Origin of the sequence: Pseudomonas sp. 18-147 (assembly GCF_051048045.1) — a bacterium.
GTDB classification, from domain to species: Bacteria; Pseudomonadota; Gammaproteobacteria; order Pseudomonadales; family Pseudomonadaceae; genus Pseudomonas; species Pseudomonas aeruginosa.
This window is the reverse complement of sequence record NZ_CP182296.1, coordinates 1,828,316-1,843,198: the sequence shown is the minus strand read 5'-3', so window position 1 is coordinate 1,843,198 and position 14,883 is coordinate 1,828,316. Positions and strand designations below refer to the sequence as shown.

Genomic DNA, 14,883 nt, shown 5'->3' with positions numbered 1-14,883 from the left:
GGGGCTTTCTTCGCCTGGCGCGACGAGGCGCGGCGGAGGCCTACTTCTCGACGAAGGCGCGCTCGATCAGGTAGTCGCCCGGCTCGCCCATGCGCGGCGAGATCTTCAGGCCGAAGCTGTCGAGCACGGCGCTGGTCTCTTCCAGCATGCTCGGGCTGCCGCAGATCATCGCACGGTCGTCCTGCGGATTCATCGGCGGCAGGCCGATGTCCTCGAACAGCTTGCCGCTGCGCATCAGGTCGGTCTGGCGGCCCTGGTTGCGGAACGGCTCGCGGGTCACCAGCGGGTAGTAGATCAGCTTCTCTTTCACCTGGTCGCCGAAGTACTCGTGTTCCGGCAGGACCTTGGTGATGAAGTCGGCGTAGGCCAGTTCGCTGACCCAGCGAACGCCGTGGACCAGGATCACCTTCTCGTAGCGCTCGTAGGTTTCCGGGTCCTGGATCACGCTGAGGAAGGGCGCCATGCCGGTGCCGGTGCTGAGCAGGTAGAGGTGCTTGCCGGGCAGCAGGTCGTCGTGCACCAGGGTGCCGGTCGGCTTGCGGCTGACCATCAGCTCGTCGCCTTCCTTCAGGTGCTGCAGGCGCGAGGTCAGCGGGCCGTCCGGGACCTTGATGCTGAAGAACTCCAGGTGCTCTTCGTAGTTCGGGCTGGCAATGCTGTAGGCGCGCATCAGCGGACGACCGTCGACTTCCAGGCCGATCATCACGAACTGGCCAGTCTTGAAGCGCAGACCCGGGTTGCGGGTGGTCTTGAAGCTGAACAGGGTGTCGTTCCAGTGGTGCACGCTGAGAACGCGCTCGGTGTACAGATTGCTCATCAAAGACTCCTAGGAAAACGCGGGCGCACACCAACAGCAGCAGACGTGACGCAGTTGCGCGGCATTTTATCGGTTGCCAAAATATCCGCAAAATGAATTGTCTGGATAATGCTTATCCAGAATATGGATATGGGATAACACGATATCGGTCGGCCGCCGGCCGCCGAGGGCTCCCATCGCTCCCGCGGACGGGGCGCAAGGATAACCGAGCCAACCCCGCCGACGGAACGGCAAAATGTCGCGGGGCCTTTCGCTCTAGACGAGGAAGCCTGGATGAAATTCACCCTCCGCCAGCTCGAGGTGTTCGTCGCCGTGGCCCAGCAGGAGAGCGTCTCCCGCGCCGCCGAGGGGCTGTCGCTGTCGCAGTCGGCGACCAGCACCTCGCTCGGCGAGCTGGAGCGGCAGTTCGACTGCAAGCTGTTCGACCGCGCCGGCAAGCGCCTGACCCTCAATGCCCTCGGCCGCCAACTGCTGCCGCAGGCGGTGGCGCTGCTCGACCGCGGCGAGGAAATCGAGAACCTGCTCAACGGCAAGACCGCCTTCGGCTCCCTCGACCTCGGCGCCACCCTGACCATCGGCAACTACCTGGCCACGCTGCTGATCGGCGCCTTCATGCAGCGCCAGCCGGACTGCCGGGTGCGCCTGCACGTGCACAACACCGCCCAGGTGGTGCAGCAGGTCGCCCACTACGAGCTGGACCTGGGCCTGATCGAGGGCGACTGCCGGCATCCGGACATCGAGGTGCAACCCTGGATGGAGGACGAACTGGTGGTGTTCTGCGCCCCCCAGCATCCGCTGGCGCGGCGGGGCGGCGCCGACCTGGAACGGCTGACGCGGGAGGCCTGGATCCTCCGCGAGCAGGGCTCCGGCACCCGCCTGACCTTCGACCAGGCCATGCGTCATCACCCGCGGCCGCTGAACATCCGCCTGGAGCTGGAGCACACCGAGGCGATCAAGCGTGCCGTGGAGTCCGGCCTGGGCATCGGCTGCATTTCCCGCCTGGCCCTGCGCGACGCTTTCCGCCGCGGCAGCCTGGTGCCGGTGGAAACGCCCGGCCTGGACCTGCGCCGGCAGTTCTACTTCATCTGGCACAAGCAGAAGTACCAGACTGCGACCATGCGCGAGTTCCTCGACCTGTGCCGCAGCGAGACCGCCGGGATCAGCCGCAGCGACGAGATCGTGCTGCCGCTGATTCCCTGACTCAGTTGGCCAGGGACAGGTTGCCGTCGCGGTACTGGCGGTACGAGGTATAGGGCAGCGCGAGGGTGTCGATCACCCCGGACAGCGCGAAGTCGAGGGCCAGCACCTCGAGGATGCCGTCGGCTTGCGCCGGCGCCACCGGCGACCCGGTCTTCACGTTGAGCCGGCAGAAGGTGTAGCTGACCCCGCTGTACACCCGCGGCAGGCTGGTGCAGGCGGTCGCCTTCAGGCGCAAGTCGTGGGCGGCGCTGGCGTCGTCGCGCACCAGCGTGTTGACGGAACCGCACCCGCCGAGCGTGGCGAGCCCCAGAAGCACCAGCAAAGAAAGCCCCGAACGAAACATTCCTTCATCTCCCTGTGCGAACGCCAGCCGAGTATGGCCGGCCTTGCGCCGCTTCACCAACCCTTGACGTTGTCCCAGCGCCAGTTGCGGTACTGGTACAGCAGCGTACCCAGCAACGCATAGGTGGCGGCCATGCCCAGCAGCACCAGGGCATGGTCGCTGACTTCGCGCAGCGGCAGGTCCATCTGGTTCATCTCGGCGATGGCGCGGATCGCCCAGGTCGAGGGGATCGCGTCGGCCAGCCAGCGTACCCAGTCCGGCATGGCCTGTTCCGGCCAGCTGTAGCCGGCCATGTAGAACAGCGGCAGGGTGATGAAGGTCATGGTCAGGTACACCGATTCCTCGGTGGGCAGCAGCTCGGCGATGAACTCGCTGAGGGCGATCACCGCGATTAGGAACGGCAGGACGATCCCCAGCAGCATGAAGAACGAGGCCGACTGGCGATAGCCCAGCAGGTGCGGCCAGATCACGTAGAAGAGCATCGCCAGCACGGACCAGATCAGCAGTTGCGCGCTGTAGCGGCCGAAGCGGGTCGACAGCGGCTGGCGCATGTAGCGCGGGGTGCCGCCGCGCAGCATGATGTTGCCGCGGGTGCAGCCGAGCAGCAGGCTGTGTTGCAGGATCAGCGACAGCAGCCCCGGAAGGACGATCGCGGCGAAGCTGATGCCGGGGTTGAACAGGTCGGTCAATTGCCCTACCAGCGGGCTCAGCACCACCTGCGCCTGGGTCGCGGTGAAGCCTTCGCGTTCCAGCAGAGCGGCGTTGTAACGGTTGGTCAGCGCGCTGTAGACCGCCGAGATGTCCTGCTGGATCTGGCCGTTGGCCATGCGGTTGGTGGCATCGCCGAAGTACGGGATCACCAGCGCCTCGCCGCGCAGCAGGCGCTTCTCGAAGTTCAGCGGGATCACGATGATCGCGTACAGCTCGCGCCAGGCCAGGTCGCGCTTGGCCTGCGGCAGGCTGTCGTAGCCGACCACGGCGACTTTCGGCGCCGAATCGAGCAGCCGGACCAGCTCGCGCGACACGTCGCTGTGATCCTCGTCGACCACCGCCACCGGCAGGTCGAGGGCGGTGTGGTTCATGTACGGCAGCGAGGTGATGCACACCGAGGCCACGACCATCAGCCACATCGGCTTGGACAGCATGGCCTTCAGGGTTTCCCGGAGGATTTGCAGGTAGTTCTTCATATCGGGCTCAGGTCCAGGCGGCTGCGCAGGCGCATCTTGGCGATCATGTAGGCGATCAGCGGGTACAGCGCCAGCTTGGCGCAGGTGTAGAGCGCCGAACTGGGCGGCGCCTGGCGCAGGAACTGGTCGAACAGGCCGTGCAGGGTGTGGGTCAGCGGCTCGGCCTCGGCGATCACCCGCGCCAGGGTCGGCATCGCCAGTTCCGGGATCAGCACTCCCGAGTAGGTCTGGGCGACGCCGATCAGCATGCCCACCAGCGAATAGGCGGTGAAGCGGTTGGCGGTGAAGACGAACAGCACCAGCCCGACGCTCTGCGCGGCGATCACGTAGAACAGCGTGATCATCAGCATCGCCAGCGGGCTGCCGTTGATGCGCGCGCCGGAGAACGCCACCAGCAGGAAGATTTCCAGCATCAGCAGCGCGGTGAACAGCAGCGTGTAGGGCGCCAGCTTGCCCACCAGGCGTACGCCGAGGGCCTTGGCCCGCAGGATGTGCGGCGAGGAGGCGCGCAGTTCCGGCGCCTCGCGGGCCAGCACATGGACCATGGTGACGATCACGAACAGCTGTAGCAGGTGCACGATGGCGGCGAACTGCTGGTAATAGATGTAGTTGCCGCTGGCATTGAACAGGCTGTCGTAGGACACGCTGATGCTCGCCAGGTGCGGCAGCGCCGCCGGCATCCCGGCGGCCAGGCGCGGACGCAATTCGCCGTTGAGGCTGGCGACCAGCGCCGAGAAGTCCTGGGTGGCGGCGTAGCCGGCCGAATACAGCAGCGCGTTGTAGTACAGCTCGGCCTTCGGCGCGCGCCCGCCGAGCACGTCGGCCTCGAAGTCCGGCGGGATGTAGAGCAAGGCGTAGGCATCGGCCCGACGGATCGCGTCGAGCCCCTCCTGGACGCCGGCGGGAACGGTGATCACCTGGGCGTGGGAGGTCGCGTCGAGTTCGCGGATCAACTTGCGCGACAGTTGGCTATGGTCCTTGTCGATCACCGCCAGCGGCATGTCCAGCAGGGTACCGGCCTGGTAGACGCCGCTGATCACGCCGAACAGCAGCAGCGGCCAGCACCAGCCGAGCCAGTGGATGGTCCAGCTGCGGCAGGCGATCCGCGTCTCGGTGTTGAACGCCTGGACGAAACGGCTGGCGTTGCGCTTCAGCGCGGCCCACGCCATCGCTCAGTTCGTCCAGCGCCACAGCGCGCTCATGCCCGGGCGCAGGCCGGGTGTCGGCTGCAACGGGTAGAAGCGGGTCTCGAAGGTCTTCAGGTCGAAATCGCCGGTGGCGCGGGTCGCGCGCCTGGTCGAGAAATCGCCCAGCGGGGCGATGTAGCGCAGCTCGGTCTCGACCTCGGCGCCGCCCAGGCCGGGCACCTGCATGACGATGCGGTCGCCCTTGCGCACCTTGGCCAGGATGTCCTCGCGCAGGTTGAAGACGAAGTAGCTGTCGTCCAGCCGCACCAGCGTCAGCAGCGGACTGTAGGCGTTGATCAGTTCGCCCTGTTCGGCGGGGATCGGCCCGACCTCGCCGTTGACCGGCGCGCGCACCTGCAGGTCGTCGATCTGCGCCTGTAGCTCGGCGATCTGCGCGTCGGCCCGGCGCACCGCGGCCTGCAACGCCTGGCGGCGCTCCTCGCGGTCGCCCTTGAGGCCTTCGTCGAGATTGGCCCGCGCCTCGGCGACGCGGTCGCGGGCGACATCGCGCTCACGCCGCGAGAGGTCGAACTGGGTCCGCGAGAGGAAGCCGCGCTCGACCATCTGCTGGTTGCGCTGGAAATCCGACTCGGCGTTGCGCAACTCGGCCTCGGCCTGTGCCAGGCTGGCCTTGAGCGCGCGGATGCTCTCCTCGCGGGTACCGTGGAGCGACTCGTCGAGCTGCGCCTGGGCCTGGTTGCGCGCCGCGTGCAAGGCATCGAGCTGGGCTTCCAGCTCGGGGCTGTCGAGGCTGATCAGCAGGTCGCCCTGCTTCACCTCGTCGCCGCGCCGCACGTGCAGCACCTGGACCCGGCCCTTGGCCTTGGAGGAAACGATGACGTTGGTGGCGTCCGCCTCGCCCTGCAACAGCAGGGGCGGATTGTGCAGGCGCAGGTAGAGGGTGATGGCGACGATCGCGAGGATCAGCAGCGGGGTAAAGAGTTTCCATCCCTTCATGGGGCAGGCTTCCTGAACACGACCGGGCGATGGTAGTACATTGCCAGGCCGTTGCGCTGGCCGGAAGCGCGCCGGAGACCGGCTCCGGCGCGGCGACGAATCAGGCTTCCCCTTCGGCGTCCTCGCTCGCCACCCGCCGCGCGGCGGCGCCGTCGGACTTCGCCGAAGGGAAGCGCGCCGAGGCGAAGCGCACCACCAGGATCGCCAGCGCCAGCAGCAGCAACGCCACCGAGACCAGGATGATGCCATCGTCCGGCGTATGGTTGTGCTGGATGTCGGCGATCATCAGGCGGGTCAGCGCGGTCATCGCCACGTAGATCAGGAAGCGTACCGGCATGTGGTTGGTCTTGAAGTAGATACCGACCATCGCGCCCAGCTCGAGGTAGATGAACAGCAGGAGGATGTCGTCGATCGACGCATGCCCCTTGTTCACCATCCCCAGGAAGGCCGCGCCAGCCGCCCAGAAGACCGTGGCGCCGATGGCGAACAGGGCCAGGTAGTGGAACGCCTCCACCAGCAGGTTGCCGAGGCTCTCCGCCTGGTGGTGCATGCTTGCGCGCAGGCGCTCGGCCCAATTCTGTTTCATAGCTTCTCCCGACAAAGACGACGGCCACCTGGCCCGAAGCGTGCAAGGCCCAGGCCAAGGCACGTGCGCAGATAGACGTCCGCACGTCGGCGCAGGGTACAGCCCGGCGGTGACAAAGAACTTTCCGGGCGACACCCAGTCCCAACCAGCACGACAGCATTCAGGTGGTCCGCCATGACCGACAGCAGCCCTTTCCAGCTCCTCACCGAGGCCTTCCAGGCCGAGTACCGGGTCAACCTCAGCCTGGAGCGGCCGGACGGCAGCATCGTCCTCACCCTCTCCAACGAACGCGGGGTCGCCGCCAAGCGCCTGATCCGACCGGCGCAACTGCATGACCTGGAGCAGTTGCAGCGGATGATCGAGAGCATCCGTTTCGGCATCGCCATCGAAAACGGCACCAGCGCGCCGCAACTGTTGCAGGCGATGACCCAAGGCAAGGCACGCTGGCCGATAGCTATCTGATGGCAGCGGCGACCTGCGCGCGTCCTTCGCCGGCGCCGAAATAGGCGGCCAGCACCGCCAGGTCGCGGTCTTCCAGCACCCCCGCCAACTGGCGCAGGCGCAGCCAGGCGTTGAGGTAGGCGTAGCGCGCTTCCGCCAGGTCGCGGCGGGCGCCGTAGAACTGCTGTTCGGCGTCCAGCACGTCGCGATTGACCCGCTCCCCGCCGGCGACGCTGCGCCGCGTCGCCGTCACCTGTTCGCGCGCCGCCGCCACCGCCATCTCATAGGCACGCACCTTGGCCAGGCTGCTGGCGGTCAGGTCGAACTGGCTGTGCAGGTCATTGATCACACTGGCCACCTGGGCATCCAGCTCGGCCTGGGCCTGAGCGTACTTGTCGCCGGCCTGGCGGGTCGCCGCCGACACCCGCCCGCCCTCGAACAGCGGCAGGCTGAGACGCAGGCCGACACTGTCGGTGTCGTATTTCTGCTCGTAGGTGCTTTCCGAAGCCGAGTGCGTCTTGCTGCTGCTGGCGTAGAGGCTGAGCCTGGGCAGGTGGCCGGCACGATTGCGCTCCACCTCGTAGGCCGCCGCCTCCAGCGCATAGCGCTGGGCGCCCAGCTCGGCGCTGCGTTGCAGGGCCACCTGGCGCCAGCCCTCGAAGGTCGCCGGTTGCAGGCGCAACGCCGGGAAACGCTCGATGGGCGCGGCCAGTTCGCGATCCTCCAGTGCCTGCCCGAGCATCGCTTCCAGCGTACGCCGCGCCGCCGCCGCACGATCGCCGGCGGCGATCTCCTCGGCGCGGGTCAGGCTCAGCCGGGCGCGGGTCTCCAACAGGTCGGTGCGGGTGCCCTCGCCTTCCTCGAAGGCACGCTGGTTGAACGCCAGCTGGGTTTCCAGGGCGCGCCGCTGGGCCTCGGCCAGGAGCACCTGCTCGCGGGCGAACAGGGTTTCGCTGTAGGCGGCGAACAGGCGCACCGCCAGTTCCTGGCTGCGCCCGCGGAACTGTTCGTCGGCGAACAGCGCCTGGGCCTCGCCCTGGCGGTAGCGCGCGTAGGCCTCGTAGTCGAACAGCGGCTGCTCCAGGCTGAGGGTCGAGGCGTAGCTGCGATAGTCGCGCTCGACGCGGGCGTCGCCCTGGCTGACGGTGGAGTCGTTGCGCGCCTTGTTGTAGTCGTAGCGCAGGCTCGGCAGCAGGCCGGCACGGCCGATGGCGCGGTTTTCGCTGCCGGCGCGGCGCTCGTGGAGCGCCGCCTGGAAGGTCGGGTCGTGGCGCACCGCCAGTTGGTAGGCGTCCAGCAGGCCCAGCGCCTGGGCCGAGGAGGCCGAAAGCAGCGCGGAGGACAGCAGGCAGGCTCGCAGGCGATTCATTCTTCCCCCAGCGCCAGGTGGGTACGGTCGGCCAGCGGCTTGAACAGGTAGTTCAGCAGCGAGCGCTCGCCGCTGCGGACGAAGGCCTCCACCGGCATCCCCGGGCGGATCTCCAGGCCGGCCAGGCGACGTACGCCCTCCTCGCCTACGCGGATGCGCACCCGGTAGTACGGCGCCTCGCTGCGCTCGTCCAGCAGGCGGTCGGCCGAGACCAGGGTCACTTCGCCCTCCACCCGCGGCGTAGTGCTCTGGTTGAAGGCGCTGAACATCAGCTCCACCGGCAGGCCGACGCGGACCTTGTCGACCATCTCCACCGGCAGCCGAGCGTCCACCAGCAGCGGCTGGCGCTCCGGGAGGATTTCCATCAGTTGCTGGCCGGGCGCGATCACGCCGCCCTCGGTGAACACTTCCTGGCCGACCACCAGGCCGGCGACCGGCGCCCGTACCTCGCTGTTGGCCAGGTCGAAGCGCGCGCTGGCCAGGCGATTGCGCAACTCCTCGGCGCGCACCTGGGCGTCGGCCAGGCTGGCGCGCACCTCTTCCTGGAACTTCTCCCGCCGCTGGGCCATGCGCAGGCGCAGTTCGAGGATCTGCCGGCGGGTACTGCCGAGGCTGCCGAGGTCGCCGGCGATCTCGCCGTTGACCTGGGCCAGCAGGCGCTCGCTGTCGAGCAGGCGGTTGCGCGGCACGTAGCCCTCGCTGGCCAGTTGGCGCAGGCCGCGCAACTGTTCCTCGAGGGCGGCGCGCTGCTGCTCCTTGCTGCGCAGCGCGGCTTGCAGGCCGTCCAGTTGCGCCTGGCTGCCGGCGACCGTCTCGGCGAGACCATCGAGTTCCAGGCGCAGCGCCCGCCGACGGCTGTCGTGCAACTGCCGCTGCTGTTCCAGCAGGGTCGGCAGGCGCGGGTCGTCCAGCGCCAGCAGCTCGGCGGGAAACTCGATCCGCGCCTTTTCATCGCGCTCGGCGCTCAGCCGCGCCAGACTCGCCAGCGCCGCCAGGTACTGGGCGAACAGGCCATCGGCCTGGGCCCGGGCCTGGGTAGCGTCCATCTCCAGCAGCACCTGTCCTGCCTCCACCCGCTCGCCTTCGTGCACGCGGATGTGCCTGACCAGGCCGCCGGTAGGGTGCTGCACGGCCTTGCGACTACCGGCCACCATCACCGTGCCGGAGACCCCGACGCCCTTGTCCAGCGGGGCCAACCCGGCCCACAGGAGAAAGCCGACGAAGCCGAGCAGCACCAGCCCCCAGCCGAGCCGGGAAAAACGCTTCTCGTCCAGTTCCAGCGCCGCGCCGCCGGCGCCGACTTCGCGCAACCGCGCCTGCCCGCTCATCGCGCCGCTCCTCCCGGCACACCGCCGACCGGCATCCCCGGTCCCGGCCGGTAGCCGAAACCGAACGCCGGCGTCGGCCGTGTCGGCGCCGGGGCCGCAGCGGCCGGCGGCGAGGCGCTGGCAAGCACCTCGGCGGTCGCGCCGAAACGCTGCAGGCGTCCGCCATGCAGCAACAACAGCTTGTCGGTCAGCGCCAGCACCGCCGGCTTGTGGGTGACCAGCACCAGGCTGCTGCCGTGCCGGCGCATCGCCGCGATGGCCTCGGCCAGGGCCGCCTCACCCGCCTCGTCGAGGCTGGCATTGGGTTCGTCGAGCACGATCAGCGCCGGTCGCCCGTACAGCGCGCGGGCCAGGCCGATGCGCTGGCGCTGGCCGCCGGAGAGTCCAGCGCCGCCGTCGCCAAGGCGCGTGTCGTAGCCCTGCGGCAGGCGCAGCACCAGGTCGTGTACGCCGGCCAGGCGCGCTGCCGCCACCACCTTCTCGGCATCCACCTCGGCGAAGCGCGCGATGTTCTCGGCGATGCTGCCGGCGAACAGTTGCACGTCCTGGGCCAGGTAGCCGATGTGCGGCCCCAGTGCCGCCGCGCTCCACTGCCGCAGGTCGGCGCCGTCCAAGCGCACCGCGCCGGACAGCGGCTGCCAGGCGCCCACCAGCAAGCGCGCCAGGGTCGACTTGCCGGAACCGGACGGCCCGATCACGCCGAGCGCTTCGCCAGGCTCCAGGGCGAAACCGAGGTCCTGCAACAATGCCTGCTCGCGTCCCGGCGCGGCCGCGCAGAGCCGCTCGACGCGCAACGCGCCGCGCGGCGCCGGCAGCGGCATGCCCAGGGCAGCCGGCGGATTCTCCTCGAGCAGCCGCGCCAGCCGCTGGTAGGCCTGCCGCGCGCCGCTCCACTGGCGCCAGACCGCGATCAACTGGTCGATGGGGCTGAGCACGCGGCCCATCAGGATCGAGCCGGCGATCATCATCCCCGGGGTGATCAGGCCTTCCACCGCCAGCCAGGCGCCGAGGCCGAGCACCAGCGACTGCAAGGCCAGGCGCACGCCCTTGGAGGTCGCGCCGATCGCCGCGCTGCGCTCGCTGCCGAGGTTCTGCCGGGCAAGGAAGGCCTGGTGCTGGGCGAACCAGCGCGCGCGCATGGCCGGCAACATGCCCATTGCCGCCAGGGTTTCCGCCTGGCGCAGGTTGGCCGAGGCCTGCTGGGTGGCGAGGATCGACAGTTGCCCGGCCTCGGCCAGCGGTTCGCGCGAGCGGCTTTCGTTGACCCAGGCGAGCAGCACCAGCAGCAGCGCCCCAACCAGGGCGAGCAGGCCGAGCCAGGGACTGAAGAGGAAGATCACCAGCAGGTAGAGCGGGAACCAGGGCGCGTCGAAGAAGGCGAACAGGGCGTTGCCGGTGAGGAACTGGCGCAGGCTGGTCAGGTCGTTCAGCGCCTGCCCGACGGCCTGCTCGCCGCGCTCCAGGCTGGCGCGGAACGAGGCGTCGTAGATGCGCTGGTTGAGTTGCATGTCGAGCTGGCCGCCGAGGCGGATCACCACCAGGCTGCGCACCCACTCCAGGGCGCCGAGCAGCAGGTAGAGGCCGAGCACCATGAGGGTCAGCATCAGCAGGGTCATGTGGTTGCCGGAGCCGAGCACCCGGTCGTAGACCTGCAGCATGTACAGCGACGGCGCCAGCATCAGCAGGTTGATCACCGCGGTGAACAGCGCGACGCTGCGCAGCGCCGGGCGGAAGCGGCCGAGGGTGGCGAGGATTTCATTGCGCGGCGAGGCCGGCCGGAGCTTCATCGGAGTCGGGTCCTGTGGGTGTCCGGGCCGCGAGCGGGCCCGGAGGACATTGCGGCAGTCTCCGCTTGCCGGGCACGGCCGGCGGAGGAACAATCCGGGGGCCGCCGTCGCCACGGGTGCGAGGCGCAGCGACGGCGGTTCGTGCGCCGGAGAGGAGCGCCAACTCCTCTCCGGCCTTTAGCGCAAGCAGTCCACGAACGCTATCGTGGACAGTTGCTCAGGCCGCCAGGGCCAGGTCGTGCGGCAGTTCCTGCACGCCGACCACGCCGATTTCCGCCGCTGCCGCAGCCGGGGTGGCATGGGCGACGCCGGCCGCGGCCAACTGGTCGAAGGTGGAGTTGATCGACAGGCTCGGGTCGACCGCTTTCAGCAGCGCGTCGATCTGCCCCTGCAGGGCGCTGCTGTCACCGCTCATCAGGCCGTAGACCACCTTGTGCACGGTGCCGTCGCGGCCCTGGGCGATCGGCGAATCCAGGCCCAGGTTGCTGAAGCTCACCTCCTGGCTGTCCAGGGCATAGCCACCGCTGGAGACGCCGCCGGTCAGGGTGTCGCCGAGGGCGATGCTGTCCAGCTTGCCCCACAGGGTGTGGCTGGGGTTGCTGAACAGGGTGTAGTGGAGGTCGCCGCCGGCGATGAAGGCCGCGTCGCTGGCGGTGCTCTTCAGCGCGTACTGGCTGCCGTCGAACGGACCGGGGTTGAAGCCGCCGGTATTGCTGCCGTCCACCACCTGGCCCGGACGATGGTTGACGTCGCCGAAGTAGGCCGACCAGTCCGCCAGGTAATCCGCTACGGTCCAGCCGCTGTAGGTGGTGCTGTAGGAAATCGAAATGCTCATGCCAAAACTCCAATTCAACGAGTGGTGAATGCCGGAGCGCACGGATGCCCGCTCCGGTTTTGCCCTTCACTGGGCAAAACGGGGGTCAGAACTGGTATTCGAGGGTGCCTTGCAGGGTCCGCCCGCGACCGAGGGTGAAGGCCAGCACGTCGCCCAGCGGCACCAGGTAGGCGCGGTCGGTGACGTTCTCCATGGCCAGGCGCAGGGTCAGTTCATCGCTCACCCGGTAGCTGCCGTACAGGTCGTAGACGGTGTATTCCTTCCAGTCCGCCGGGTACACGCCGGCCTGCGACACCGTGGCGCCGCCAGCCACCGAGTAGCCTTCGCTGTAGCGGGCACGGGCGCCGACGTCCAGCCTGCGGTCGAAGAAGCGCATGCCCAGGGTCAGCGAGCCGCGATCCATCGGCATGTGTTCGGCGGAGCCGAGCACCGCGCTGCAATGGGTGGCGGCGTTGGCCTGCTCGTCCGGCCGCATGTCGATCACCGGCGGGCGGCGACCGCTGCCCTTCACCGTCTGGGTGACGCCGCCGAGCCAGGCGGTCTTCGAACAGAAGTCGTTGCTGCCGATCATGTGCGTGTAGGAGAGCTGCCCGTAGGCCAGCCCGGCATCGTAGTCGAGCTGGTACTCGACGCCACGGAAGCGCGTGCTGTCGAGGTTGTTGACGTAGGCGCTGTTGCCGATCCCGGCCATGCCGTAGCCCGGCGGCTGCATGCCCATGCCCATGAAGATGAAGTCGTCGACCCGGGTGTCGAAGTAGGCGACCTTCAGGCCCAGGCGGTCGTCGCTGAACCAGAGGTTCTCCTTCAGCACGTTGAAACCGACTTCCCAGGCCTTCGAGCGCTCCGGACTGAGGAACGGGTTGGGGTACATGTTTTCCGCGCCGCCGCCGTGGGGGCGGCCGGTGATCAGGCTCTCGGTCACCGCCGGCGGGCGCCAGCCCTTGCCGTAGGTGGCGAACAACTGCAACCAGTCGACGCCGGGCTTGACCGACAGGCCGAAGGTCGGCGAGAAGCGCCCCTCCTCGCGGTCGACGGCGTATTGCAGCGGCATGTCGGTCTGCCGGGTGGTGCCAAGGATGAAGGTGCGCGCGTTGAAGCCGGTGTCGCCGCGCAGGCGGTAGCGGTCGTAACGCAGCCCGGCGTTGAGGTTGAGCCAGTCGTCGTAGTCGTAGTCGAGACGGGCGAACAGGCTACCGAGGGCGCGGTCGCCCTTGGGGGTCATGCCTTCGGCCGCAGGGAAGCCGACCGCCGAGGTGCTCGCCCGCGGCTGGCTGGAGTCCGGCCGCACCTTGTCGTAGAAGAACTCCAGGCCATAGTTGGCGCGCAGCGTGGAGAGATCGTCGAGAGCGAAGGTCGAGGTGTTCTGCGCCTGCGCGCCGTAGGTGTCGGTCTGGTAGGTGATCGAGTAGCCGGGGGTGATACCGCGTTGCAGGGTCTGCTGGCGGTTGCGGTTGTCGACGTAGTAGAGCTTGGCCTTGAAGTCCACCAACGGGTTGTCCGGCGCGTAGCCGTAGTCGATGGCGAAGTTCTGCGCACGCACGTCGCTGCTGCCGAGCTTTTCCCAGAGCGCCTGGTTCTCGGTGTTGAGCATGTTGGCGTCGTCGTAGGACACCTGGGTGGTCAGGTAGCTGAACTGCAGGCGCTGGTCCTGCGGCAGGGCGACGCCAAGCTTGGCCAGTCGCGAGCGCATCACATAGCCGGAGTAGGCCACCGGCGAATGCTTGACCCGCTGCCCGGCCTCGGGATTGAACCAGGCGCCGGTGCGCAGCTCGCCGATGCTGCCCTTGGTCCCCGGGTCGTAGTCGCCCAGGTGGCGCTCGCTGGCGGCGACCAGCATGTCCCAGGCCTCGGTGCCGATGGCGAAGGCCGCGCTGCCGATGAAGTGGGTGCCGTTGGCGTCGCCGCCCAGGCCGCTGGTGAGGCGCACCCGGCCACCGACCTGCTTGCCCGGCTTGACCAGGTCGCGGGCCTCCAGGGTGCGGAAGTTGGCGATCCCGCCGATCACCCCGGCGCCGCCCATGGCCGAGCTGGCGCCCTTGTCGATGACCACCTCGCTGAGCAGCTCGGGATCGACGTAGAGCGTCCCGTTGCGCTGCTGGTGGCCGCTCTGCTGGTAGTTCTGGCGCATGCCGTCGACCGACATGTTGACCCGCCCGTAGTCCTGGATGCCACGGATGTTCACCGACAGGCCGGGGTCCTGCTGGCTCACCGAGGAGTACACCCCGGGGGTTTCCTCGAGCATGTCGGCGGCATGCCGCGGCGGGTTGCGCTCGATCTGCTCGCGGCCGATCACGCTGACCGAATGCGGCGTCTGGTAGACCCAGTCGTCCGGACGCGCGGCGGAGATCACCGAGGGCGACATCTGCACCAGGTCGTCCTGGCTGACGCGGATCAGGCTCAATTGGTCCTTGCCGGAGAAGCGGTATTCCACCGGGCTGCCCTGGAGCATCTGGCTCAGGCCGTCGGCCAGCACGTATTCGCCGTGCACCGCCGCGCTGCCGAGACCGGCGAAACGCTGGCTGTCGAAGAACACCTGGACCCCGGCCTGCTCGGCGAATCGCAGCAGGGCGCGGTTCAGCGGTTGTGCCGGGATGTCCAGCCGGACCCGGCGCAGCGCGGTCTGCTGCTGGCTCGCCGAGTCCGCCCCGTCTTGCGCATGCAGCGGTAGCGCGGCCGTTCCCAGCAGGACCAGGCCCAGCCCCAGGGCCAGTTGCGCCCCCTTGCGACCGCCTCGCACGGCACTCCATCCACGATGTTTCATGACAGCGCCTACACTCCATCGTTTTGTGTAATAAGAATCAGTCTCGTTAAGAGAACGATGGAGGCAGGGAAAGTCAGTAACGGAA

General features: G+C 68.5%; 13 protein-coding genes. 2 read left to right on the top strand and 11 right to left on the bottom strand.

Annotated features, from left to right (window positions below; genetic code table 11):
* Positions 1–40 precede the first annotated feature (40 nt).
* Complete coding sequence (gene fpr / locus ACM0M4_RS08900) at positions 41–817, bottom strand: ferredoxin-NADP reductase (RefSeq protein ID WP_003091832.1); 777 nt, start codon at positions 815–817, stop codon at positions 41–43.
* 273 nt (positions 818–1,090) lie between these two features.
* On the opposite strand from fpr, the gene ACM0M4_RS08895 reads away from it, so the two are divergent.
* Complete coding sequence (locus ACM0M4_RS08895; RefSeq protein ID WP_003091833.1) at positions 1,091–2,017, top strand: LysR family transcriptional regulator; 927 nt, start codon at positions 1,091–1,093, stop codon at positions 2,015–2,017.
* 1 nt (position 2,018) lies between these two features.
* On the opposite strand, the gene ACM0M4_RS08890 is transcribed toward ACM0M4_RS08895, so the two are convergent.
* The 5 genes from ACM0M4_RS08890 to ACM0M4_RS08870 all read right to left on the bottom strand — a co-directional run bounded on the left by ACM0M4_RS08890 (position 2,019) and on the right by ACM0M4_RS08870 (position 6,277).
* A complete protein-coding gene (locus ACM0M4_RS08890) occupies positions 2,019–2,360 on the bottom strand; it encodes a YceK/YidQ family lipoprotein (protein ID WP_003098676.1) in 342 nt (113 codons plus the stop codon).
* A 53-nt stretch (positions 2,361–2,413) separates the two neighbouring features.
* Positions 2,414–3,547 carry an ABC transporter permease gene (locus ACM0M4_RS08885; RefSeq protein WP_003119608.1) on the bottom strand — a complete coding sequence of 378 codons (1,134 nt, stop codon included), beginning with the start codon at positions 3,545–3,547 and terminating at the stop codon, positions 2,414–2,416.
* On the bottom strand, positions 3,544–4,716 hold the full coding sequence (locus tag ACM0M4_RS08880) for an ABC transporter permease (protein ID WP_003098671.1): 1,173 nt from the start codon (positions 4,714–4,716) through the stop codon (positions 3,544–3,546). Before ACM0M4_RS08880 ends, ACM0M4_RS08885 begins: the two co-directional genes overlap by 4 nt.
* A 3-nt stretch (positions 4,717–4,719) precedes the next feature.
* The gene (locus ACM0M4_RS08875; RefSeq protein ID WP_003091837.1) at positions 4,720–5,691 is read right to left on the bottom strand and encodes an HlyD family secretion protein; all 972 of its coding nucleotides are present in this window, start codon (positions 5,689–5,691) and stop codon (positions 4,720–4,722) included.
* 100 nt (positions 5,692–5,791) lie between these two features.
* Complete coding sequence (locus ACM0M4_RS08870; RefSeq protein WP_003091838.1) at positions 5,792–6,277, bottom strand: phosphate-starvation-inducible protein PsiE; 486 nt, start codon at positions 6,275–6,277, stop codon at positions 5,792–5,794.
* 174 nt (positions 6,278–6,451) lie between these two features.
* Between ACM0M4_RS08870 and ACM0M4_RS08865 the strand changes: the two genes are divergently transcribed.
* On the top strand, positions 6,452–6,739 hold the full coding sequence (locus tag ACM0M4_RS08865) for a DUF3509 domain-containing protein (protein ID WP_003091839.1): 288 nt from the start codon (positions 6,452–6,454) through the stop codon (positions 6,737–6,739).
* Here ACM0M4_RS08865 and ACM0M4_RS08860 read toward each other — a convergent pair.
* The 5 genes from ACM0M4_RS08860 to hasR form a co-directional block, all read right to left on the bottom strand.
* Complete coding sequence (locus ACM0M4_RS08860; RefSeq protein ID WP_004345209.1) at positions 6,732–8,087, bottom strand: TolC family outer membrane protein; 1,356 nt, start codon at positions 8,085–8,087, stop codon at positions 6,732–6,734. The two genes, ACM0M4_RS08865 and ACM0M4_RS08860, sit on opposite strands and share 8 nt — an antisense overlap.
* Positions 8,084–9,415, bottom strand: coding sequence for an HlyD family type I secretion periplasmic adaptor subunit (locus ACM0M4_RS08855; RefSeq protein WP_003098666.1), 1,332 nt, complete (start codon positions 9,413–9,415; stop codon positions 8,084–8,086). The genes ACM0M4_RS08860 and ACM0M4_RS08855 overlap by 4 nt, the downstream gene beginning before the upstream one ends.
* Entirely contained in the window at positions 9,412–11,202 is a 1,791-nt protein-coding gene (locus ACM0M4_RS08850) for a type I secretion system permease/ATPase (protein ID WP_003453185.1), read from the bottom strand. Before ACM0M4_RS08850 ends, ACM0M4_RS08855 begins: the two co-directional genes overlap by 4 nt.
* 217 nt (positions 11,203–11,419) lie before the next feature.
* Positions 11,420–12,037, bottom strand: coding sequence for a heme acquisition protein HasA (gene hasA / locus ACM0M4_RS08845; protein WP_031756904.1), 618 nt, complete (start codon positions 12,035–12,037; stop codon positions 11,420–11,422).
* A gap of 85 nt (positions 12,038–12,122) precedes the next feature.
* The gene (hasR, locus tag ACM0M4_RS08840; RefSeq protein ID WP_009313657.1) at positions 12,123–14,798 is read right to left on the bottom strand and encodes a heme uptake receptor HasR; all 2,676 of its coding nucleotides are present in this window, start codon (positions 14,796–14,798) and stop codon (positions 12,123–12,125) included.
* Positions 14,799–14,883 lie beyond the last annotated feature (85 nt).

Excerpts from the sequence above, each read along its gene's own strand:
- hasR (WP_009313657.1), bottom strand. The coding sequence starts at position 14,798 with ATGAAACATCGTGGATGGAGTGCCGTGCGAGGCGGTCGCAAGGGGGCG.
- ACM0M4_RS08870 (WP_003091838.1), bottom strand. The coding sequence starts at position 6,277 with ATGAAACAGAATTGGGCCGAGCGCCTGCGCGCAAGCATGCACCACCAG.
- fpr (WP_003091832.1), bottom strand. The coding sequence starts at position 817 with ATGAGCAATCTGTACACCGAGCGCGTTCTCAGCGTGCACCACTGGAAC.
- ACM0M4_RS08890 (WP_003098676.1), bottom strand. The coding sequence starts at position 2,360 with ATGTTTCGTTCGGGGCTTTCTTTGCTGGTGCTTCTGGGGCTCGCCACG.
- ACM0M4_RS08885 (WP_003119608.1), bottom strand. The coding sequence starts at position 3,547 with ATGAAGAACTACCTGCAAATCCTCCGGGAAACCCTGAAGGCCATGCTG.
- ACM0M4_RS08875 (WP_003091837.1), bottom strand. The coding sequence starts at position 5,691 with ATGAAGGGATGGAAACTCTTTACCCCGCTGCTGATCCTCGCGATCGTC.
- ACM0M4_RS08860 (WP_004345209.1), bottom strand. The coding sequence starts at position 8,087 with ATGAATCGCCTGCGAGCCTGCCTGCTGTCCTCCGCGCTGCTTTCGGCC.
- ACM0M4_RS08850 (WP_003453185.1), bottom strand. The coding sequence starts at position 11,202 with ATGAAGCTCCGGCCGGCCTCGCCGCGCAATGAAATCCTCGCCACCCTC.
- ACM0M4_RS08880 (WP_003098671.1), bottom strand. The coding sequence starts at position 4,716 with ATGGCGTGGGCCGCGCTGAAGCGCAACGCCAGCCGTTTCGTCCAGGCG.
- ACM0M4_RS08865 (WP_003091839.1), top strand. The coding sequence starts at position 6,452 with ATGACCGACAGCAGCCCTTTCCAGCTCCTCACCGAGGCCTTCCAGGCC.
- hasA (WP_031756904.1), bottom strand. The coding sequence starts at position 12,037 with ATGAGCATTTCGATTTCCTACAGCACCACCTACAGCGGCTGGACCGTA.
- ACM0M4_RS08855 (WP_003098666.1), bottom strand. The coding sequence starts at position 9,415 with ATGAGCGGGCAGGCGCGGTTGCGCGAAGTCGGCGCCGGCGGCGCGGCG.
- ACM0M4_RS08895 (WP_003091833.1), top strand. The coding sequence starts at position 1,091 with ATGAAATTCACCCTCCGCCAGCTCGAGGTGTTCGTCGCCGTGGCCCAG.